Source organism: Marinomonas gallaica, from assembly GCF_001639745.1.
Taxonomy (GTDB): domain Bacteria; phylum Pseudomonadota; class Gammaproteobacteria; order Pseudomonadales; family Marinomonadaceae; genus Marinomonas; species Marinomonas gallaica.
The window spans coordinates 11,519-34,514 of sequence record NZ_LTAX01000013.1; the positions used below are offsets into that span (position 1 = coordinate 11,519).

Sequence of the window (22,996 nt, forward strand, 5' to 3'; positions counted from 1 at the left end):
AAATCCATACAAGAACGATGCTTTAAGTAAGGCTTAATACGATTTAAGCCTTACTGGGCCATGTTGAAGACCATGACTCGATTTCGACCCGCTGTTTTTGCCTGATACAACGCGGTATCAGCTCGTTTAAACAATTGATCAATGCCAATTGAACCTTCCTCACCCTCGCAACATTGCGCTAAACCGGCAGAAATCGTGACCTTTACGTGATCCTGATTCGGCGTAGTAACCATTAATCCGCTAACCGCTATACGCAAACACTCTGCTATATCAAAAGCTTCTTGCTTTCCAATATGCGGCAAAATAACAGCAAACTCTTCTCCGCCAATACGCCCCACCAAACCTGTATCATCTAGTGTTTTCATCATTGTTTGCGCTACTTTCTTGAGTACTAAATCGCCTATTTCATGCCCATATTGATCGTTCACATATTTGAAATGATCAATATCCAACATGATCATGCTGAAGTAGCCGCTAACACTCAGTAACTCTTTAAGAACTTTGCTAGCATATTCAAAAAAGTAACGGCGGTTAGCAAGCCCTGTCAAATCATCATAATATGCTTTACGCTCAAGCTCATCGCGAGACTGTCTATTTTCGATGGCGACACTCGCTAAATTGCTTGCGAAAGAAATTAAATCAATATCATCTTGTGTAGGATATGTGGCGTAGGGATGGTAAATGGCAAACGTACCCAATACCTCACCAGAAGAAGACAGGATGGGATCAGACCAGCAAGCCGCTAGATTCGCACGGGCAGCAAGCGCTTCAAAGCCGCGCCAATATTCATGCGCACTGATATCCGCAACGATCACTCTTTCTTTTAGGTAGGATGCAGTGCCACAGGAGCCAACTGAAGGCCCAATCTTTAAGCCATCAATGGCTTTTGTATAAAATTCAGGAAGGTCGGGAGCGGCAGCGCTACGAAGTTTATTATGTTCATCGAGCAGTAACACACTGCAAATAGAGTCCTTGGATTCAGATTGCACTTGAAATACAATTTTTTCCAGAATGCTAGCAAGAGATTGCCCCTTAGCAATCATTTCCAACATTTCGCGGTGCGCTGACAATCTATTTTGGATCTGCCAGTAACTGGTCATATCGCTGTAATTAACCAGACGCTTATTACCTACGGAAGTCGCACTAATCAACACATTGCGTACAGAGCCATCTTTACAGGTAACCTCGACAGGCTGCACCTGTGTTTCTGTATCACCTCGTTTCCTCTGGACAACCTGCTCTTGCCAAAGTAAACGGTTTTTTTGGCGATAGGCTTCATCGGGGAAAGCTTTTTCGAACCATTGCCCTAGATTCGGTATGTCTGCTTGCTTGTAACCAAACAGCGCTTCAAAAGCAGCATTAATATATTCTATATTATCGTTTTCAGCATTGGACCACCCCATTGGTGTGGGCAACGCATCTAAAATGGTCTGCAGATGAAATGGCGATTCAAGTTGAATATCATTCTGGCTGTTTTTTCGAGCCAGAAGCTCTTTTTCAACCATGACTTGCAATACATCGACAATGCCTGCACGCACAGTATTGACGACCGTAGGCACGGACAAAGGGAGAGTAGACTCGCCTACTTTAAAAGATCGACCATCTAGAGACAAAACAACCGGAAGACAGTCATCAATATGGACGACAAACTGAAAGCAAAACGAGGCGTCGTAATTTGATGAACCCGCAACTATGAATTGCTCATTTTGTTCCGAGATCCAAACAGAAACACCTGAAGCAGATTGAAAACGACTTAGCACATTGCGCAGCGCATCAATATCTAACACATGAGTGATGGCGAACTTTTGATCACACGTCGTAGGCTGCAACATTATGCTAAAGTCACCTCATATTTATCTTTACTCTTTTTCTAGCATAAAGGAGTGAAGATAAAATAACCGTTACTTTTTATTAATATTCGCCAATATTCCGTAAAATTATGTGTTGTGGCCCAGCGCGCTTGAACTAAACGCTTTCCGGTGCGACTCGTACTCCGCACTTACCTGCGTGCTTGATCGTATACATGGCATGATCAGCGGCTTGAATAATATCGTCTAGAGACTGCTGTTCTGAGTGATGGAAAGCCACACCAATACTGGCACTCACGGTAATCTGGCAACACTTAGAAACTTCAATAGGCTGATGAATCAAGCCTAATAGTTTTTCTGCCATATCGGTAGCGATAGCGCGATCTTTGCTATCCGACAACCATATTAAGAATTCATCGCCACCCAAGCGGACTGCCTGACCCACCCCTTCAGAAGCCTGACTAAGTCGCTGCGCTATTTGCGTCAGTACTCGGTTACCTGTCTCATGACCGCAGTTATCGTTCACGTCTTTAAAGCCATCTAAATCAATATATAAAATCGCCAAGCTTAACTGCTGCTTTGATGAATAGGCCATTAAGCGCTGCTCTTGATCCATCAAATAACGTAAGGAAGGAATGCCGGTTACGGCATCATAGTGGGCTAATTTGCGCAACTCTTCCTGCGCGTTTTGCGCCACCTCTAACGCTTCATGCAAAGGCGTGACATCGTATTCAGACATCAGCAACAAGAAATCGCCCGACAATGGGTGCCGTGTCATACGAATATCGAGATTATGAATGCGCTCACCATGAGCAGTATTGACATGACATGTCCATTCTCCGCCTTTGTGCTCAATGGCTTGCGCCAATATCGCCTCACCTTCCTCTGGGCTAACAAATCGAGCACTGAAAAAAGACTGTCCAGTGGGCAAATTGGTACGGGGGATGTGCTTATAGGCTTCGGTGGCTTCTGGGTTTTCAACAACCGGCGCACCGTCAAAATCAAAACTGGTGACCGCCACACTGGTATAACGCATCGCTTCCACCAATAAAAGATTCTCAGGCGTCTCCCCGAGATTCACTTCTTCGTTAATAAACGCAATGATGCCACGATGCTTCTCTGGCCCAAGCAAAACCGCCCGGTGGCGCATATAAAGAGTTTTAGGCTTGCCGTTTGGGTACGTCGTCCATGGATCAATGGTGAGGCCATTTTGTACCGCTAGCTCAAAAGTTTGAGCAGTACGGTCTTTTGCGCCTTGAGTATCACCAGACAAGTCTTTATTAATCAGCTCATCCACATGGCTTAAGCCCCAAAACTTTACCGCGGCAGAGTTGCCCCACCACCAGCCATGCTTATCCAAATCAAAGAACCACACAACATCAGGAATAAGCTCATATAAAGCCACTTCTGAGTGATCTTTGATATGAACTAGATGCTCGTAAGATGGATTGGCATTTAACGACTTATCGTCCGACATGAAAAGCCCCTTTAAATCAATGCATTCATTGCCTTCGATAATAACCATAACAGTAATGGTTAGCCATGCTAACGATTCAATGCAAATAGCGTTTTATGGACGAGAAAGCGCTTTTAAATCTTTTGTGTAACTGTAGAAATCGCCACCCATCTTGCCAACACTGTCCAACGCCGGCTGCGCAATGCTTCCCTCTCGGTAAAGATCATCTGCCACAAAGACCGAGACCACATCCAGTAGCACCATACTGCCCGCGCCCGCGTGTTCACCAATACGTATCACATCACGAAGACGACACTCATAACGCACTGGTGTATCCGCCACTGACAATGGCGCAACAACCTGGCTGGCCACAGATTCGATATTAGCGAAATCAAACTCACTCTGCTCAGGTGTCAGACTCGCGCACGATTGGTTCATCTTTTCAAGAGAGGCCGTATTGACTATGTGCACCACACATTCATGGTTATGCAAAAGGTTTCTAAGCGTATCTTTATCGTCACCAGTACGAGGGTTCACTTGGGTGTAGCTCAGTACTGGCGGGGTCACGCTGACTACGGTGAAAAAAGAGTACGGTGCAATGTTATGAACCCCCTCTTCTGACACTGTGCTAATCCACGCAATGGGTCTCGGCGTAACACCTCCCACAAGCAAACGGTACATATCAGGTGTTGCTAGGGCTTCTGTTGCTATATTCATAAGCTATTCCTTAGTCATCCTTTAAGCGCTTTTACCTGGCTCGGGCACATCGCTCTTGCTAACATTTTCATCCTTTGCGATGTCTTTCGCTAACTGCTCATCGTCATGATCCCCTGCCACGGCCTCTTGGCCTACACCGGCACTGGGCGTTAACGCCAAACGCGTCAATAAAGGAAAATGATCTGAACCAATTGAAGGCATACGCTCAATATGGCTTAAGGTGAAGTGCTTACTGTGAAACACATGATCCAACGGCCAACGCAAAAAGGGATAATCGGCATGAAAAGTACAATAAATTCCGCGGCCAACCCTTGGGTCCAGTAAGCCACTCACTTTACGGAATAATCGCGTTGTTCTAGACCATGCGACATCGTTCAAATCACCCGTCACAATCACTGGCATGTCACAATCTGCGACACTGCGCGCAACAATAGCGATTTCGGCATCGCGTTCACCAGACTCTTCGTTTTCAGTTGGGCTTGGTGGGGCAGGATGAAGAAAATGCACTCGGATGACACTGCCATCCTTCATGGTCATCGTTGTATGTACAGAAGGCACATCGTCTTCTACCAGAAAGCTCAGTGAGGTATCACCCAAAGGAAAACGAGAGTAGACATGCATGCCATACAGATTATCAAGCGGACACTTTACGGTGTACGGTAGACTTGATTCGATAATGCTTAGTTGGCTCTCCCACCACTTGTCCGATTCCAATGTCACCAGCACATCAGGCTTATGCAATTGCACCAGCTCCACCAGCTTATGAGCCTGACGATTCGGTGTTAGCACATTAGCAGTTAACAGCGTAATCAATCGCTCTGGTTTAACTTCATGAGCGTTTTTCACTTCTTTTGGAAATAACGCCGTATAAGGCAATACCCACCAAAGCTGAATGGCCAAACAGCTTATTGTCATCACGATTAAGGCCCAAGAAAAGGGATCATCCCATGGTAGCACTATCCATTGAACCGTTAATAATACAGCCGCCAAGACGGCAAACTGTAAACGTGGGAAATCACAACTTCGAACCGTCCAGTGGGAGATTCGACACATGGGTAAGAACGTCACAAAACTAATCAGTGCCGTCATAACAGTCAAAATAATCAAGGTCATTGGGTCTCGGCTAACCATAAAGCAATATAAGTTAGGGACAACGCTATCATGACCGGCACAAAAAATCTGATCGGATTATAAAAGAACATAGTTCATTCAAATTTCATGGCCCAATAAGAAATGACTGACCTCTTCTCATCAGCACTTTTGATTGTAAAACCGCATAAAAAAGCCGGAGCAATGCTCCGGCTATTCCCAAACGAAAACCTGAGGCTTGGTATTATTCAACTAAACGCTTTTTCTGGCGTCGAATAATCCAAAGCACTAACAGGAATGCCGGAATAAAAAACCATTCTTTTGCAGGTCGCTCATTGGCCACATCAAAGCCCGAAATTTCCCAATCGAAATCCAGCTTCATTTGTTCGGCCACGCCACCCCATGCAAGGTTATCGATGTACACCTGACCATCTTCGTCACGCACCTCTAGGCCGGCACCATCGAATAGGCGATCACTCGCTGAGCCCGTTTGAGTCAACGGCAAATCAACGGTTTTCTCGATCCAACGGCCATCTAAGTTTTCACCTTCAACCGATAAACGCACGCTTTCTAGCGTTGGATGCTCATCAATGTATTGAGTTAACTCTGAACCTTGGTAATGCTCATACGGCGCGATTACCTGATCCAACCAAAACCCCGGACGGAACAATGTAAAGGCGACCAAGAGTAACACCGCACTTTCCCAACGCTTACTGCGAACAAAGAAGTAACCTTGCGTCGCCGCCGCGAAGATCAACATCGCCGACAGCGCGACAATAAAGACGATCACCCCTTGATACCACGTCACGTCAATCAACAATAAGTCCGTATTGAAGATAAACAGGAAGGGCAACAATGCCGTACGCATCGAATAGAAGAATGCAGTAAAGCCCGTTTTAATTGGATCCCCACCTGAGACCGCAGCCGCTGCGAACGATGCTAAGCCCACCGGTGGCGTCACATCGGCCATGATGCCGAAATAAAACACGAACATATGGATGGCAATCATTGGCACAATGAGACCCGACTGCGCGCCCAGCTCCACGACAACGCTCGCCATCAGCGACGACACCACAATATAGTTGGCTGTAGTAGGCAAGCCCATGCCTAAAATTAGCGAGATCAGTGCCACCATCAGTAGCATGATGATAAGCACGCCACCGGACAACAGCTCGACAAATTCGGCCATTACCTGACCCACACCGGTTAACGTCACTGTGCCGACAATAATGCCTGCTGTCGCAGTCGCCACACCGATGCCGATCATATTTCGCGCACCCGTGTTCAAACCTTCAATCAGGTCCCAAGCACCTTGCTTAAACTGCTGACCAATGCCCTGCTGCTGACGAAACCAAGCTTTCAGTGGCTTTTGGGTTAACAAGATAAACGCCATCAATATACTGGCCCAAAAGGCGGATAGACCAGGTGACTTTCGCTCGACCATCAAGAACCACACCAGCACAACCAATGGCACTAAGTAGTACAAGCCGGTACGATAGATGTCTGCAAACACTGGCAACTTAACGATTTCGCCATTGGCATCGCCCATGTCTAAATCTTTATTTTTCGCCGAAATAAAGAGCAACCCTAAATAGCCTACGACCACAAGCAACAGTAAGCCGATATTGGACCAATCCCCCAAGACAAACTTGATTGCCAACACTAAGTAGTACAACGCGCCAGCCAAGATCATCATGCTCGATAAAATAATACCGGAGCGCAGAATGGCAATTTTCCAAGGACGTGCAGGCGTTACGCGTGGCAAACCGCGCATATCCGCTTTTAGCGCCTCAAGATGGACGATGTACAGCAACGCAATGTATGAAATAGTGGCCGGTAGGAATGCATGCTTAACCACTTCAATGTACGAAATGCCCACATACTCCACCATCAAGAACGCTACGGCGCCCATGACTGGTGGCATAATGACGCCGTTTACCGAAGACGACACTTCGACAGCACCAGCCTTCTCTGGACTAAAGCCCACTTTCTTCATCAACGGAATGGTAAAGGTACCCGTGGTCACCACATTGGCAATCGAGGAGCCTGAAATCAATCCTGTCATCGCCGACGACAAAACCGCCGCTTTGGCCGGACCACCACGCATGTGCCCTAACAAGGCAAACGCCACTTGAATAAAATAGTTACCCGCGCCAGCTTGGTTTAACAGAGCACCAAACAAAACAAATAAGAATACAAAACCCGAAGAAACGCCTAGGGCAATCCCGAACACCCCTTCTGTTGTCAGCCACATGTGCGTCATGGCTTTTTCAAATGAGGCGCCTTTCCAGCGTAAAATTTCTGGCAACCAAGACGCGTCACCAAAAAAAACATAGGCCAAGAACACAATGGCCACCATCATTAGCGGTGGTCCAAGAGAACGACGCGCGGCTTCAAGCGTCAACAGCAAGCCAATGCCCGCAACGACTAAATCCGTAGTAGTGGGAAGGCCCGGGCGCATAGCCAGCTCATCGTTGAACAGAAATAAATACGATGCACAAAAGGCCGCAATGAGCGCCAATGCATAATCAATAATGGGGATATGTTTTGTTGGACTGCGACTAAACGCCGGAAATGCCATAAACGCCAAACTCACGGCAAAGGCTAAATGCAGCGCGCGCGACTGAGTGTCATTAATAAAACCAAAACCAAACTGCGATGGTAATGGCGAGCCAATCCATAATTGAAACAAAGACCAGCACAACGGTACGAGGAACAACAAGCCCAACGCAAAACGACCGGTCGGTGAGCGTTTGCCCGTATCGGCTTCGGCCACCATCTCATCTAATTTGTTGGTATCTAAACCGGTGGATGATTGTGTCGACATAGAAAATTCCTAAGTTCGAACATAGAGAAGAAAAAGCGCCAGCAAGACTGACGCTTTGACGAACAATGCAACAGAGTGTTGTGGCTTACTTAACTAAGCCTTGTTCACGGTAGAATTTCTCGGCACCAGGATGCAGCGGTGCAACCAATGAAGAAGTGGCCATTTCAGCAGGTTGAAGTGGCGCAAAAGCCGGGTGCAGACGTTTAAAAGACTCGAAGTTTTCAAACACGGCTTTAGTCATTTGGTACACCACTTTATCCGATACATTCGCAGACGTTACGATGGTCGCTTTCGGGCCGAATGTCGTCACATCATCAGGGTTGCCGTTGTACATACCGCCAGGGATAACCGCTTTAGAGAATTCAGCGTGTTTCGCTTGAATGCTTTTCGCAACGTCACCATCCAATGGAATCATACGTACATCACACGTTGTCGTCGCTTCTTGAGCGGAACCATTTGGTAAGCCCGCAACGAAGATGGTGACATCAAATTTGTCATCACACAGCGCTTGTGACATTTCAGACGATTTTAGTTCTGCTGCAAACGCAAAGTTATCCGTTGTCCAGCCTTTTTCGGACATCAGCAATTCCATCATAGAACGGTTGCCTGAGCCTGGGTTACCAATGTTAACGCGCTTACCTTCTAGGTCCGCAAACGTCTTAATGCCAGAATCGGCGCGTGCCATTAAATGAATCGGTTCTGGATGAAGAGAGAATACTGAACGTAGCTCAGGGAAAGGGTTACCTTCGAATTGGTTTTTGCCTTCAATCGCTGCGGCTTGTACATCGGATTGAGCAACACCAAACTCTAGTTCACCGGCACGAATGCTGTTGACGTTGTAACCGGAACCACCCGTAGACTCAACAGAACAACGAATGCCGTGCTCTTTACGATCTTTGTTGATCATACGACAAATCGAACCACCCGCTGGATAGTAAACCCCTGTTACACCACCGGTACCGATTGATACAAATTGCGTGTCTGCAATAGATACGGTTGCAGCAACAGTAAACGCGGTAGCCAAAGCCGTTTTAAGCATTACTTTCTTCATTGAGAATTCCTCGTTATGTCTTTATTTTGTTATTAATTTGTCAAAACGATTATCTACATCGCAAAGAAAGTGCCAACATTAAGAAATAAATATAAGCAATTGATTTTATTGAATAATTTAAAAATTACTACGCTTTTCATGAACACGACAACCTATAACTAAGGTTATAGATCCGCTTTGAAGTGACGGTATTGAGTACGTTATAGCGCGTAATACCGCACCTTCGGGGCTGAGATATAACCTTTTTTATACTTATAACTTTTGTTATAAGTATAAAACCCAAACCCCATTTGACAGCTTCTCATCCCTTAAAATAGCCGTTAAGATTCACCACCTTACTTATATATGTAGATAGTTTGATCACATGATGCGCAAGTTCATTTGGCTTATCTTGGCTCTTTGCTTTACCCCCTTTACTCTGGCAGAACAACATCTCGGCCCTTCTCTTGGCATGCAGAAACGTGTGGTCCACATTGCGGCGGACTATAATTACCCACCTTACGAATTTGTTGATGAAGACGGCACCCCTACGGGTTATACCGTTGAACTAAGTTACGCCATTGCGGAAGTCATGGGCTTTGATATCGAACTCACCATGACCGACTGGCAAAGCGCTTATACTGGGTTATTAGACGGCACCTTTGATGCCCTACAAAATATTGCCTATTCAGACGAACGTGCTCAAACCATTATCTTCTCCTCGCCCCACTCGATCGTGAATCAATCCTTGTTTGCGCGTAAAGATGGGCCGCACGTCAACGACATTAAAGAGGCTGCTGGTTACGAAGTTATTGTTCAAAATGCCAGCATCATGCACGAATATTTACAACGTAATGTGCCTGATGCCATCATCATTCCTGCTGCAACCCATTCTGCGGCCTTGCGCTTATTGGCTTCTGGCAAACACGACTTTGCTTTAACAGCTAACTCGCCGAGCCTGTACCTTAGCAAAGAAATGGGACTGAGCAATTTAGAGCCGATCGCACGGCCTGTGGCCGGACAACGCTTGAGCTATGGCGCTCTGCCTGCCAATGAAGACCTGATCGCATTGTTCAGTGAAGGATTAGCCATCTTAAAAAACACGGGGCGACAGCAAGCTATCTATGACAAATGGTTTGGCACCCTAGAACAGTCCAAAGTGCCCTGGAAAAAGCTCGGCCAATATGCGTTTTATACGATTTTAGCATTGCTGTTTATCTTAGGTGGCATCATGATCTGGAACCGCATGCTGCGCAAAGAAGTGGAGCGCCGTTCTCTGCAAATCAAGGCGCAGCAGGAACAACTTATTCAAGCCGATAAAATGGCGTCTCTTGGTGTATTGGTATCAGGGGTGGCACATGAGATCAACAACCCAACCGGTTTATTGATGCTGAATCTACCCATCCTGCGCGGCGCTTGGGAAGATGCACTGCCCTATTTGGATGAGATCGAACAAGAAAATCCAGGCATCATGCTGGGTGGACTGCCATATCAACGCTTGAAAGCTGAGATTCCCTATTTACTCGATGAGATGCAACACAGCACAGATCGGATCCGCAATATCGTCAACGACTTAAAAGACTTCGCTCGGGAACAACCCGATGCTTTGTCTCAAGAAGTGGATTTAAATCAAGTCGTGGAAACCAGCATTCGTCTAGTCGACAAATCCATACGCAGTGCTACGGATCATTTCAATGTGCACATGGATTTGCGCCAGCCGCGTATAATGGGTAACCCACAACGTATAGAACAAGTTATCATTAACCTTGTTTTAAACGCATGCGATGCCATTGAGCACCCAAGTGCCACATTAGCGATTTCTACCACCTTAAGTGCCGACCAAAAAGAGGTGTTTGTTGTTGTAGAAGATGAAGGGTGCGGAATCGAACAAGAAGCCCTAGCGCGCTTAACCGAGCCGTTCTTTACCACGAAACGTGATCATGGCGGAACAGGGTTAGGGCTGTCTGTGTCTGCGGGCATTGTAAAAGCACACCAAGGTCGATTGTCTTTTTCATCAACCTTAGGCAAAGGCACTGTCGCCGTGGCAAGCTTTCCTATTGCACCTTAATGTTTCACTTAAGAGGACTTACGTTTGAATCAGCTGGCCTACCCACAATTTAATATCCTGTTAGTGGACGACGAACCTTCGTTCTTGCGCAGCATGTCACTGACCTTAGAGCGCTATGGCTTAAACAACATCCTAACGTGCTCTGAACCACAGCAAGTACAAAGCTTGATGTCTGAGCACACGATTGGCTTAGTGCTGTTAGATCTGACCATGCCCGTTATCTCTGGACAAGAATTACTGAAATGGCTGACAGAAGAGTACCCAGATGTCAGTGTCATTATCTTTAGCGGTTTAAATCAAGTCGATGCCGCCGTCAATTGTGTGAAGCAAGGCGCATTCGACTACATTGTTAAAACCGCCGACCAAGAGCAGATACTAGAGTCCATCAAACGAGCGATCCATACACAAGAACTGAGCTTGGAAAACCAAGCCTTGCGCGCCCAGCTGTTATCCAGTGAATTGAATAACGCCGACCATTTTGCCGGTTTTATTACCGCTGATCCCAATATGATGTCGACATTTCGTTATTTAGAATCCATCGCACCAAGCAGCCAACCGGTACTGATTACGGGTGAAAGCGGCGTCGGTAAAGAACTAATCGCTGGGGCAATTCATGAGTTGAGTGGTCGAAAAGGCCCGTTGGTCACGGTCAACGTGGCGGGTCTTGATGATAATATCTTCTCAGACACACTCTTTGGACATGCGCGCGGCGCGTTCACTGGTGCCGATAAAGTACGCCAAGGTTTAGTGGAAAGCGCGGCGGGGGGCACTCTATTTTTGGATGAAATCGGCGACCTAAGCGCCACCTCTCAAGTAAAGTTATTACGTCTTCTGCAAGAGGGAGAATATTACCCTATCGGCAGTGATCGCCCAAAACGCATCCAAGCACGTGTCATCGTGGCAACGCACCAGAACTTAGCCGAGCAACAGCAAAAGGGCACCTTCCGCAAAGACTTATACTATCGGCTGCGCACTCATATGGTCAGTATCCGAGCGCTGCGCGAGCGTTTAAACGACCTTCCCTTATTGATTGACCACTTTATGCGTCAAGCTTGTGATGAATTGCAAAAGCCGTATTTAAACATTCCCAATGCATTGGCGTTGCATTTACAAGACTACTCCTTCCCAGGCAACGTACGTGAACTGCGCGCCTTAGTATTCGACGCAGTCAGCCAAAGCGAACAAGAAACCTTAAATATTAGTGTCTTCGAACAGTTGCTGGGGAATCACTCGAAAGATGTATTTGAGCGCTCTGTGCGTTTCCCAGAAGACCAACCTCTGCCCACATTGACTCAATTAAGCAGACTGTTGGTAGAAGAAGCGATGAATCGTTCTAATCATAATCAATCGCTGGCCGCACGTATGCTAGGCATCTCACAGCCTGCGTTGAGTAAGCGTTTGAAAAATATGAAAGAAGGTGAAGAATGACTCACCAGGGATGTGCTAAAACGGCTGCATATCACGGCTGGGCGACACACCAAATGCTCGCGAGTATTCACGACTGAACTGAGAGGAGCTGGCATAGCCCACCTCAAATGCGGCGCCACTTACATCCATACTTTGTGAGCGGATCAAATGACGAGCGTGCTGCAATCTAACCGTTTTTTGATACTGCAAAGGACTCATCGAGGTAATCGACTTAAAGTGCGTATGAAAAGACGACACACTCATACCGCTTAGCGTAGCCAGCTGCTCCATTCTGATCGGCTGGGCGTAGTGATCTTTGAGCCAAGTAATCGCCTTTGACACCTTCTGAGCATGGGAATCCACCACCCCAAGCTGAGCGATAGCAGGTCCGACTGAACTTTTTAGCAGTCTAATCAGAATTTCATCGATGACCATCGGCACCAACAAATCTACGTATTCCTGTTCGACAATCAGCTCAAGTAAACGTACACAGGCTTTCATTACTCGTTGATCATTGCCTTTGACGTACACAGAACTGGCTTTGTCAGTTTTTGGCACACCATTAGGAAACACTCGAGGAATCAGTTCAATTAATCGGTCTTTATTAAGTGGCAACATCAAACAAAAATACGGTTCTTCCGGACTTGCCTGCATGATTTTATAATCTAACGGCACTTCCGCGGCGTAGACCACCATAGTGCTAGCATCTTCGGTATATTCCACACCGGCTTGCATCACCGACACATGTTTTGCGCCTTGCGGCACAATACAAATACTTGGAAGTGCCAACAGACAGTGTTGTTGACTTGAAAGTGTTGCGGACCGAGCAACGTGTACTTGGTTTTCTAATAATGGAAAGTACCCGTCATAAGGCGTCAACGTTGTTAACAATGACGCCATCTGCTTCAACGTTCGACTGAGCTCTACAGACAACTCACTGTTTGATGGCATTTGCGTAAACGTTTGTGGCGCCACTGCACACCTCACCTTAACAATAGAAAAGAGCAGTGATGATCACCACTGCTCTACGCATTCGCTTAACTGACGATTACTCTGCCGCTAGAGAAGCCATATCGATGACGATACGGTGCGCCATATCCCCTTTCGCCATACGCTCGAAAGCATCATTGATTTGATCTACGTTAATCATTTCACATTCAGGATAAACATTATGTTTGGCACAGAATTCAAGCACTTCTTGAGTTTCTTCAATACCACCAATCAAAGAGCCTGCAATACGGCGTCGACCAGTGATCAAAGGTATTGTCATCGGTTCTTCTAAGGGCCCTACCTGACCGACAATGACCAAGGTGCCATCAATGTCCAGCAGTTGTGTGTAAGGTGTGACATCATGCTTAGCAGGCACTGTATCAATAATTAGATCAAAAGAGTTTGCCGCCGCTTGCATGGCTTCCTCATCAGACGATGCCAAGATACCAAGTGCGCCCATCGCTTTTGCATCTTGCTCTTTTTTCTTAGAGCGACTCAATACCGTTACTTCAGCCCCCATGGCAACCGCTAATTTAACCGCCATGTGCCCAAGACCACCAAGGCCAATCACGCCAACACGAGAGCCTTCTTTCACGCCCCATGTACGCAGCGGTGAATAGGTAGTGATGCCCGCACACAAAATTGGCGCCGATTTAGAAAGATCCATATTTTCAGGCAAGCTCAGAACAAACTCTTCACGCACAACGATATGCTTTGAATAGCCGCCCTGTGTGATGTCACCCGAAATACGGTCTGGTGAGCCATAAGTCATGGTTAATCCGTTGCGACAGTATTGCTCTTCGCCCTTATCACATTGATCACAGGCTTGGCAGCTATCGACCATGCATCCTACTGCTACTTTATCGCCAATCTTGTATTTGGTAACGTCAGTACCGATGGACTGCACCACACCTACGATTTCATGGCCAGGTACTAAAGGATAGGATTGTGGGCCCCAGTCGCCGTTTACCGTATGCAAATCTGAGTGACAGACACCTGAGTATAAAATCTCAATCGCCACGTCATTGGCACGCAAATCTCTGCGTTCAAAATGATACGGCACCATGTGTGCATCAGAATCATGTGCCGCGTAACCTATGGTTTTCATAATACTTTACTCCCAGTTATTCTCTAGTTCGCTATCAATATCGTGTTGTTATGGTAATGTAAGTCGCACAGCATACGCCTGCCTAATCCTATTTAGATCATGCCCAAAACTATAAACCCTAAAAAGGCAGCTAAAATTAACACCGTTAAAATCCTCTAAAAAACACTAAATTGATATGAAATGTGAACAAACTATCCAGTTATTTGTGATTTCCTGGAAGCGTCTATTGATATCGACCTGCTTATTCCTTCAGGAAAACATGTAACCATCTGATAACAACCAACGATCACGAAGCCATTGGTAGCTTTTTAATCCTGTGAAATGTCTTTGTACATGATCAGGCAGTCCACTTTACCTAAACGGCCGTGACGATATGCATTAGGTACAGTACCGATGATGTCGTACCCAAGATTTTGCCAAAGCTGCACAGCCACGCGATTGGTGGAGACAACCGCATTAAACTGCATCCCTGTAAAACCCAAATTTCGAGCGACTTGCTGTGAATGCTCACATAACTTACGTGCAAGACCTTTCCCTCGAGCTTTTTCACTGACCATATAACCGCAATTACACACATGATCTCCTGGGCCCATCGCATTCGCTTTTAAATAATACGTCGCTAGTACCTCACCCTCTTCTTCAAATACATACGTCTTTGCGGGCAACATACACCAGATCTCATACGCTTGCTCTTGGGTCATATCTGCACGATAAGCGTAGGTTTCTTGTGCTTTAATAACGGCAGAAAACGTCGGCCAAAACGCTTTAAAATCTGCTTCGGTCATGGCTCTTATCACCTTAGACTCCTTACTTTGAAAGGCTACTGTCTCTTTGTCATCATCGCATAAAAAAGCGCCTCATAAGAGACGCTTTCAAAATTACAACATAGGTCTTAAAGACTTATACAATAAAACGATCCAACAAGGTTTTCTGGGCGCTGGTACTTTCACGCTGCTTTTGCATTGAAGCATTAGAAGAATCCGCTAGATCGGACACTTGTACCGACAAGTCTTTAATCTTCACGGCATTGGTACTAATGTCTTCTGCAACATGGCTTTGCTCTTGCGCCGACGAGGCGATTTGGATGTTCATATCACTGATACGCTCAATTGAAACACTGATTTTGCGCAGTGCTTCGTCAGCAAACTTGGCTTTCTCAACCGCCTCAGAGGCGGTATTTCGGCTTTCATTCATCGCGTTAGATACCGCTGTCGATCCGGCTTGTAGCTGCTCAATCATACTGCGTATTTCGGTGGTCGACTCTTGAGTACGCTGTGCCAGAGTACGTACTTCGTCCGCCACAACCGCAAAACCACGACCACTTTCACCTGCACGAGCGGCTTCAATGGCAGCATTCAACGCCAACAAGTTGGTTTGATCTGCGATGTCATTGATCACACTTAAAATGGTTTCAATATTCGACGTCGCGCTTTCTAAAGCACGAACTTGCGCTACGGCTTGCTCAATACGTTCCGCCAAACTATCAATTGAGCGTGCGGTTTCACTCACCACACTCGAGCCTTCAATGGTATTTCGATCGACATCCTGAGCCGCTTCAGAAGCGCTTTGCGCACTTTGTGCCACTTCATTTGCCGTCATTGCCATTTCATGAATGGCTGTGGCCAATAGATCTAACTCATGCATCTGCTTACGTGTCGCTTCAGCGGATTTGTTCGAGTCTTCTACCGTTTCATTACCCGACTCAACAATCTCATCACCAAGATGTTTAAGCTGCTGAATTTGTGACTGTAGGTTCTCGGTAAAGCTATTGAAGCCTGTTGCCAAACTCGCAAATTCAGGCGTGTTGTTTACCTCAATGCGCTTAGTTAAGTCGCCATCTCCTTTAGAAACGTTTTGAATGGCACGATTTAAACCGTCTAATGGACGTAACAAGGCTTTGATCATTATGGTTAACACAACAAAACTGACTAACAAGCCAATGACACTGAAAATAACCGCATTGTTACGTAAAGAGCCTAGCGCGGCATACGCTTTCGCTTCATCAATGACCGCAACAATAAACCAGCCCTCTTCTTTGTCTGGTGTGATGTTAACGATATGATCCGTGCCATCAATAGAAACGGTTTGAGTACCCGCGGTTAAATTGACGCCAGGCAGCAGTTCCGATAATTTTTTACCATTATTCTCCGTGTTAGGATGTGCAATGGCAGTGCCTTTATCAGTAACGATGAATAGGTAGCCCGCATCAAATAAATTAATCGAATTAACCAGATCAGATAAACCACCTAGATCCATATCGTAAAATGATGTTCCAACAAACTGATTGCCATCGTAAATCGGATTGACAATCGAAATGACGATCTTGCCTGACGCCATATCTAAATACGGCTCGGTGACAGCTTGCTTTCCGCTGTTTTTCGCTAAGTTGTACCATGGACGCTGACGCGGGTCATAACTGCTATCTGGGTTCCAATCATCAACGTTTTCAAGAATAGCGCCATCTTTTTGATAACCAAAGCCAGCGCCTAAAAAGCTGCTTTTGAATGTCTTTTCTTCGAGAACATCCTTAACAAACTGTTGATCATTCGGGTTCAATGCCAGTGTTTCAGCGGCCATGTAGGCCATTGCTTTTTTGTTGGTCATTTCTGATCGAATGGTATTTTGCACACCACCCACCATTTCTTTCAAACTGTTTGAAACTAAATTTTCAACTTCGCTTCTCACGGTAACAAGCTGTTGTATACTTAGTAGACCAACGGTCAAAAGTAACAAGAATGTCGAAGCAGCGACGATTTTATGGCTAAAGCGCATTTACGGTACCTTATCGTTAAGAATTCAACAAAATTGACCTAGATCAATTATTTGAAGATTTCCTGACATTCTACACCGTAAATATGTCTTTTTATTTACTCTATATTCAGTATTAATCTAAATAATAAAGACTTTCTTTTTTTGCTTCAATTTTTAAACTATGGAAATACGTCGATACACTTATGAATACTCACACATCATCTGATACTCAACAGGCATCATCTTCCAAAAAGATGAACGTAGCCATAGTGTTTTTTGCGGCGATCGCAGGGCTGTGGCTATTCCATCAACCTTTAGCTGACTTTGTTATGATGATGTTCAACAATTATCTTTCAGCCATGCAGACCTTGGTTGATCTTCAGTATTTTGCCTGCTAAGGGTCACTTTTTTTTAAACCAGTGATGTTGGTCTAACTCTGCGTATTCACGCTCACTTAAGCTCGAGTATTTGCAGGTTTTATTGCGTCCTTCTTTCTTCGCTTGATACATGGCTTTGTCTGCACGTGAGATTAAAGCGAGCGTATCAAGATCTTTCTCATGGACCTGTGTCACTCCCATGCTCACCGTAACCTCAATTTCGTACAGCTCTGTTTCGCACGGAGATTTCTCAAGCCTTTGCCGCAATTTCTCAGCAAACTCATAAGCGTCATGTATGTCTTGTTCAGGGAGCAATATCGCAAACTCTTCCCCCCCTATTCGGCCAAACGATACTTCGGGGTCAAGTTCAGAACGAAACACGTCAACGACATGCTGAATCACTTCATCACCAGTCGTATGTCCTAATGTGTCGTTTACTCGCTTAAATAAATCAATATCGTACAGAATCAAAGAGAATGGCTTAGCACCGTGCTGATAATCTTGAACGTGTGTTTTTAAAATATTCGAGAAGGAACGGCGATTTAAAATCCCCGTCAGCTCATCAATTTCAGACAGGGTTTTCAGCTCTAATTCCAAATAGTGCTGCCGGGTGATGTTTTTTGCAATCCACAGTGCAACACGTTCGCCCTGCTCAATAATGGGTAAATACTTAATCGTACCTTCAAACCAAATCTCCTTTGGCACCATGACATGGTTGGGCAATTCAATCATCTCATCTTCATCAAATTTGTATTTGATGATCTGAGTTTCCTGCAGATGAATGGCGGTTCTAATAAGGGAAAGGAAGTCATCCGCCAAGTGATGTGGCATGACGTCGTGGAGGTATTTACCTATGAATGGTTTACAGTCAAATCCAGTCTTATTCTCATCGCCACCGTACACGTCAAGATAACGTCCCGATTCAGAAAACAAAAACATATGATCAGGCAATGTATCAATTACCGCGTAGTATCGGTCTAGCAAACCCATTAATCACCTAGTTAGGTAAGGTTCCGCATACGTCTGTCCCTACAAAAATGTACGCATGCAATATAATTTAAAGAGATGATAATCGGTATAGGTACTGGCGTGGTGCACTCCACTCCACTCCACCTCGTACTCATACCATAGCCATTTACCATAGAGTAGATATATAGAAAACAGCATACTGTAAAGACCAAAATACACGCAACACATTAATCATGAAAAGTTTAATGATTATAGGTCAGCTATAAAAAGTGCCCATTTCAATCCTAATGGACACTTTTATTATGCTTTTCTCTTTCAAAAATTCAGGTTAGGTGCTCTGATCTTAGCCCCATTTCTTTTTAGGTGGTTGATAGGTTTTTAATGCCGTCAGTAGTTCATCCGCCTGATCGGTGTTGATCAACATATCAACATATTGAGGGCGAATGAAACCAGCTTCGCTCATCTGTCGTACCATTGACATAAGTGGATCATAAAAACCCATGACATTGTAAAAAGCACACGGTTTAGCATGATGACCTAATTGTGCCCATGTCCATACCTCAAAAATTTCTTCTAATGTGCCAGCGCCACCCGGTAGCGCTACAAAAGCATCCGCAAGACCGGCCATTTTCGCCTTACGCTCATGCATATCGGCGACCACATGTAACTCTGTTAAATGTTCATGTGCGATCTCTTTGCTTTTCAAGTATTCAGGAATAACACCGTATACTTTGCCACCATGAGCCAGCACGGCATCAGCAATAGTGCCCATTAGACCGACATCGCCACCACCATAGACAACGTCCACTCCCTGCTCAGCAAAATATTTCCCTAATGCCTTAGTTGTTTCGACATAGCGCGGGTCATTGCCACTGCTGGCGCCACAAAATACTGCAACTTTCATTGTGAAACCTACTTTATTGTTGTTGATGAAATGCTTTCTACGATAGGCAATTTAGATGACAGCTTCAAAACACTCTAACTGAGGATGCCCCAAATAGATCTCACGTCGGCTACCGGCATTCGCATGGGCTTTGCGAAAAGCATCAGACTTTGTCCACGCTTCAAAAGCCTCACGTGATTCCCATGTAGCATGGGAGGAAAACAGTGTGTACTCTTCCGTCGTCGGCCCCTGCAGTAAATTAAACGATTTGAAGCCAGGCACATCTTCTAAATAAGAGTCGCGGTTGCGCCAAATATCAAGAAATTCATGCTCACACCCTAGCTTGACTCTGAAACGATTCATCGCAATAAACATAAACACTCTCTCTTAGCCGTTAATATCGGCGTTGTTTCAATGCCCTTTATAGAGCAGTATGCTTTATTAATGGTGCTGATATGACGTATTAAAAGCCCACACCTTCATACAGCATGCCATCGACTCTTTTGATCACATTAAAAAATTAATTTTCTAAGTGGATTTAGCCTATTTTCGACGCTATGATGCACGACCTTTTTCTTCTCCCAGAGCTGCCAATATGTCTGAAACGGTTTTGTATACTGACTTGTCAGCTTACTATGACTTAATGTGTGCCGATATTAATTACCAAGCACAAAGTGATTGTGTCCACCGCCTCCATCAAATCTTTGGTAACAAAGGCGTATCTCATCTCGATATTGGCTGTGGTACTGGCCCTCATATCCGACATTTTTTAGATCACGGTTACCAATGCCAAGGTCTAGATCTGAATCAGCCAATGCTTGATCAGGCGCAAATCCGTTGCCCAGAAGCCGCTTTCACTTTACAAAATATGTGTGAGTTTCGTATTGATCAGCCAGTCGATTTGATTACCTGTTTTTTGTATTCAATCCATTACACTGGCGAGCTGCAACCGCTACAACACTGTATTGGCGTAGTCGCTAAGGCCCTCAATGCGGGCGGGGTATTCTGTTTTAATGCCGTCGACAAAGACCATATCGACAATCAATCTTCTGTTGCGCATTCAACACATCAAGATAACAGCTGCTTTGATTTTCGTTCGGGTTGGTATTATGAAGGACAAGGTGATCAACAAAAGCTGCGTCTAAGCATCCGTAAAACAACAGATGAGCACGTGGAATGCTGGCAAGATAGCCATCCGATGGTCGCCATCGACTTTGCGCAACTGACAAAAATGCTTGATCCCTACTTTGAAGTCACTGTTCTTGAGCACAATTACGACACTCTACAACCGTTAGAGGTTAATTCAGGTAACGCATTATTCGTCTGTGTTAAACGCTAAGACAGCTATTCTATTAGCGCATCCCTTACGAGCTGAATACACTCAGCTCGTTTAGGTAACGCTCAATATCACCTAACTCGCGCGCCACCCATTCAGGGTTATAGTAGGTGTCCTGATAACGCTCACCACCATCACACATCAAGGTGACAATAGAGCCAGCCTCATGATTTGCCTGCATCGCTTTTGCAACCTTTAACACGCCCCAAAGATTGGTGCCTGTAGAAGGCCCAGCTTTGCGCCCAGTTTGTTGTGCTAACCAATGCATCGTTGCCACACTCGCTGCATCGGGTACTTTTAACATGGCATCAATCACATCCGGCTGAAACGACGCTTCAACCCTAGGACGCCCAATACCTTCTATTCGACTGCCTCGTCCGATGGTTATACTTGAATCTTTGTTTGTATAACCGTCGTAGAATGCTGAGTACTCTGGGTCAACAACAACTAACTGTGTGTCCAAGCCTTGATAACGAATGTAACGCCCAATGGTCGCTGATGTACCGCCAGTCCCCGCACTCATGACCACTGTATGCGGCACCGGGTGTGGCTCTAATGCCATCTGACCGAACATACTCTCCGCGATGTTATTGCTCCCGCGCCAGTCCGTCGCTCGTTCTGCATAGAGAAACTGATCCATAAAGTGGCCTTGTACCTGTTGTGCCACATTAACGGCCTCATCATGCATACGCGTGGCGCAAGCAACAAAATGGCATTGCCCTCCATACTGTTCAATTTGACGAATTTTACTTTGTGCCGTTGAACTAGGCATCACCGCAATAAAAGGTAACCCAAGCATTCGTGCAAAATACGCTTCTGATACGGCTGTACTGCCAGACGATGCTTCGACCACAGTCGTGCCTTGCTTTATTTTGCCGTTACACAGTGCGTAGAGAAATAATGAACGTGCCAAACGGTGCTTCAAACTGCCGGTTGGATGCGTGCTTTCATCTTTCAGGTAAATGTCAATGCCTCGAAAGTGTAACCCCTCCAGTTTGATCAAATGCGTATCCGCAGAGCGTTGATAATCCGCATTGATTTTCGCGATGGCATCACTTACCCAGTTCATATAGCACTCCTCGTTGACTGTTTTATCTGCTTTAAATGTAATCTTTTGGTGAGAAAATGCTTAGCTATTTTTTACCTATCAATGCTATTTTTAAGCAAATTATGCTTTTAAATACACATATAATAGAAAAAATAACCATGGACAGCATTGATCTAAAAATCCTAGATATTCTACAGCGTGATTGCACTATCGCCATTCAAGACATCGCCGAACGGGTCAACCTTTCGACGTCACCCTGCTGGAAGCGTATTAAGCGCATGGAAGAGCAAGGCATTATCAAATCCCGCGTTGCCTTGCTGGACGGCAGTCAGATCAACTTAGGCATCTCCGTTTTCGTTCATATCAAAACCCTACGTCATGATAATGCTTGGCTGACGTCCTTTTCAGAGCGTATCTTGAGCTTCGATGAGGTCGTCGACTGCTACCGCATGTCTGGCGAATGGGACTACTTATTACGCGTTGCCGTGAAAGACATTCATGCCTTCGATAGTTTTTATAAAAAGCTCATCAAAGACATTGATGGCTTAAGCAATGTGTCGTCTAGCTTTGCTATGGAAGAAATTAAGCACACAACTTGCCTGCCAATCGATGTTGGGACTTTATGATTACTGACGATGTGCGATAATGCGGCTCGGACATTCAGCTAGGACATTCTTATGGTTACATGTGGTATCGAAATCAAAGGCAGCGAAATTATTCTTTGCCTATTGTCTAAACAAGATGGGTTGTTTCAACTGCCGGATTGCCGTCAGGTGCGCCATGCAATGAAGCACTCTGATGACGCAGAAGCCATGCGTAAATTTCAATTTATGCTGAAGAAGCTGTTTGAAGATTACAAGGTTGAACATGTCGTTATTCGCGAACGACCAACTAAAGGAAAATTCGCCGGTGGTGCCGTTGGATTCAAAATGGAAGCGGCTGTTCAGCTCATTGATGGCTTAAGCGTTGAGTTAATGAATAACGCTACGATGAAAGACATCATCAAGCATAACCCATTGCCAATCCATTTTTCTGACACTGGACTGAAAGCCTTTCAAGAAGGCGCTTTCACAGTGGCGTATGCGGCCCTAAGCAAACAGCCAGAGTGATGTTATCGCAATAAAAAAAGCCC

20 protein-coding genes are annotated in these 22,996 nt (G+C 45.4%); 6 read left to right on the plus strand and 14 right to left on the minus strand.

From position 1 onward, the window contains the following. Positions 1-50: 50 nt before the first annotated feature. The 6 genes from AYW76_RS12535 to AYW76_RS12560 all read right to left on the minus strand — a co-directional run bounded on the left by AYW76_RS12535 (position 51) and on the right by AYW76_RS12560 (position 8,948). A complete protein-coding gene (locus AYW76_RS12535; RefSeq protein WP_082866216.1) occupies positions 51-1,832 on the minus strand; it encodes a sensor domain-containing diguanylate cyclase in 1,782 nt (593 codons plus the stop codon). A 133-nt stretch (positions 1,833-1,965) separates the two neighbouring features. Next, on the minus strand, positions 1,966-3,285 hold the full coding sequence (locus tag AYW76_RS12540; protein ID WP_067220673.1) for a GGDEF domain-containing protein: 1,320 nt from the start codon (positions 3,283-3,285) through the stop codon (positions 1,966-1,968). Positions 3,286-3,378: 93 nt separating this feature from the next. Continuing rightward, a complete protein-coding gene (locus tag AYW76_RS12545; protein ID WP_067220676.1) occupies positions 3,379-3,981 on the minus strand; it encodes a flavin reductase family protein in 603 nt (200 codons plus the stop codon). A gap of 21 nt (positions 3,982-4,002) precedes the next feature. Continuing rightward, entirely contained in the window at positions 4,003-5,094 is a 1,092-nt protein-coding gene (locus AYW76_RS12550) for an endonuclease/exonuclease/phosphatase family protein (RefSeq protein ID WP_067220679.1), read from the minus strand. Positions 5,095-5,314: 220 nt separating this feature from the next. Next, complete coding sequence (locus tag AYW76_RS12555) at positions 5,315-7,897, minus strand: TRAP transporter permease (RefSeq protein WP_067220682.1); 2,583 nt, start codon at positions 7,895-7,897, stop codon at positions 5,315-5,317. A gap of 85 nt (positions 7,898-7,982) precedes the next feature. After that, on the minus strand, positions 7,983-8,948 hold the full coding sequence (locus AYW76_RS12560; RefSeq protein WP_067220685.1) for a TAXI family TRAP transporter solute-binding subunit: 966 nt from the start codon (positions 8,946-8,948) through the stop codon (positions 7,983-7,985). A gap of 364 nt (positions 8,949-9,312) precedes the next feature. Between AYW76_RS12560 and AYW76_RS12565 the strand changes: the two genes are divergently transcribed. After that, positions 9,313-10,995 carry a transporter substrate-binding domain-containing protein gene (locus AYW76_RS12565; RefSeq protein WP_067220688.1) on the plus strand — a complete coding sequence of 561 codons (1,683 nt, stop codon included), beginning with the start codon at positions 9,313-9,315 and terminating at the stop codon, positions 10,993-10,995. Positions 10,996-11,019: 24 nt separating this feature from the next. Then, positions 11,020-12,423, plus strand: a complete 1,404-nt coding sequence (locus tag AYW76_RS12570; protein WP_067220693.1) for a sigma-54-dependent transcriptional regulator — start codon at positions 11,020-11,022, stop codon at positions 12,421-12,423. Positions 12,424-12,438: 15 nt separating this feature from the next. Here the strand turns inward: AYW76_RS12570 and AYW76_RS12575 are convergent, their stop codons facing one another. From AYW76_RS12575 to AYW76_RS12590, 4 genes are all read right to left on the minus strand, one after another. Continuing rightward, a complete protein-coding gene (locus AYW76_RS12575; protein ID WP_082866217.1) occupies positions 12,439-13,377 on the minus strand; it encodes an AraC family transcriptional regulator in 939 nt (312 codons plus the stop codon). A 73-nt stretch (positions 13,378-13,450) separates the two neighbouring features. Further along, positions 13,451-14,500, minus strand: a complete 1,050-nt coding sequence (locus tag AYW76_RS12580) for an NAD(P)-dependent alcohol dehydrogenase (RefSeq protein ID WP_067035979.1) — start codon at positions 14,498-14,500, stop codon at positions 13,451-13,453. Between the two features lie 308 nt (positions 14,501-14,808). Further along, the gene (locus AYW76_RS12585; RefSeq protein ID WP_197467821.1) at positions 14,809-15,285 is read right to left on the minus strand and encodes a GNAT family N-acetyltransferase; all 477 of its coding nucleotides are present in this window, start codon (positions 15,283-15,285) and stop codon (positions 14,809-14,811) included. 115 nt (positions 15,286-15,400) lie between these two features. Continuing rightward, the gene (locus AYW76_RS12590) at positions 15,401-17,272 is read right to left on the minus strand and encodes a methyl-accepting chemotaxis protein (protein WP_067220700.1); all 1,872 of its coding nucleotides are present in this window, start codon (positions 17,270-17,272) and stop codon (positions 15,401-15,403) included. A 182-nt stretch (positions 17,273-17,454) separates the two neighbouring features. On the opposite strand from AYW76_RS12590, the gene AYW76_RS12595 reads away from it, so the two are divergent. Further along, positions 17,455-17,649, plus strand: coding sequence for a hypothetical protein (locus AYW76_RS12595; protein WP_067220703.1), 195 nt, complete (start codon positions 17,455-17,457; stop codon positions 17,647-17,649). 3 nt (positions 17,650-17,652) lie between these two features. Here AYW76_RS12595 and AYW76_RS12600 read toward each other — a convergent pair whose 3' ends face one another. The 3 genes from AYW76_RS12600 to AYW76_RS12610 all read right to left on the minus strand — a co-directional run bounded on the left by AYW76_RS12600 (position 17,653) and on the right by AYW76_RS12610 (position 19,855). Then, a complete protein-coding gene (locus tag AYW76_RS12600; RefSeq protein ID WP_067220707.1) occupies positions 17,653-18,618 on the minus strand; it encodes a GGDEF domain-containing protein in 966 nt (321 codons plus the stop codon). Between the two features lie 322 nt (positions 18,619-18,940). Continuing rightward, complete coding sequence (locus AYW76_RS12605; RefSeq protein ID WP_067220710.1) at positions 18,941-19,501, minus strand: LOG family protein; 561 nt, start codon at positions 19,499-19,501, stop codon at positions 18,941-18,943. Between the two features lie 51 nt (positions 19,502-19,552). Beyond that, positions 19,553-19,855: an antibiotic biosynthesis monooxygenase family protein gene (locus AYW76_RS12610; protein WP_067035959.1), complete on the minus strand. Its 303-nt coding sequence runs from the start codon at positions 19,853-19,855 to the stop codon at positions 19,553-19,555. Between the two features lie 220 nt (positions 19,856-20,075). Here AYW76_RS12610 and AYW76_RS12615 point away from each other — a divergent pair, with 220 nt between their 5' ends. After that, positions 20,076-20,819 (plus strand): class I SAM-dependent DNA methyltransferase, encoded by a 744-nt coding sequence (locus tag AYW76_RS12615; protein ID WP_067220713.1) that lies wholly within the window; start codon positions 20,076-20,078, stop codon positions 20,817-20,819. A gap of 25 nt (positions 20,820-20,844) precedes the next feature. Here the strand turns inward: AYW76_RS12615 and AYW76_RS12620 are convergent, their stop codons facing one another. After that, positions 20,845-21,885, minus strand: a complete 1,041-nt coding sequence (locus tag AYW76_RS12620; protein ID WP_067220718.1) for a PLP-dependent cysteine synthase family protein — start codon at positions 21,883-21,885, stop codon at positions 20,845-20,847. Between the two features lie 137 nt (positions 21,886-22,022). On the opposite strand from AYW76_RS12620, the gene AYW76_RS12625 reads away from it, so the two are divergent. Both AYW76_RS12625 and AYW76_RS12630 read left to right on the plus strand, forming a co-directional pair. Beyond that, entirely contained in the window at positions 22,023-22,490 is a 468-nt protein-coding gene (locus tag AYW76_RS12625; protein WP_067036046.1) for an Lrp/AsnC family transcriptional regulator, read from the plus strand. A 51-nt stretch (positions 22,491-22,541) separates the two neighbouring features. Continuing rightward, positions 22,542-22,973 (plus strand): DUF3010 family protein, encoded by a 432-nt coding sequence (locus AYW76_RS12630; RefSeq protein WP_067220721.1) that lies wholly within the window; start codon positions 22,542-22,544, stop codon positions 22,971-22,973. Positions 22,974-22,996: the final 23 nt, after the last annotated feature.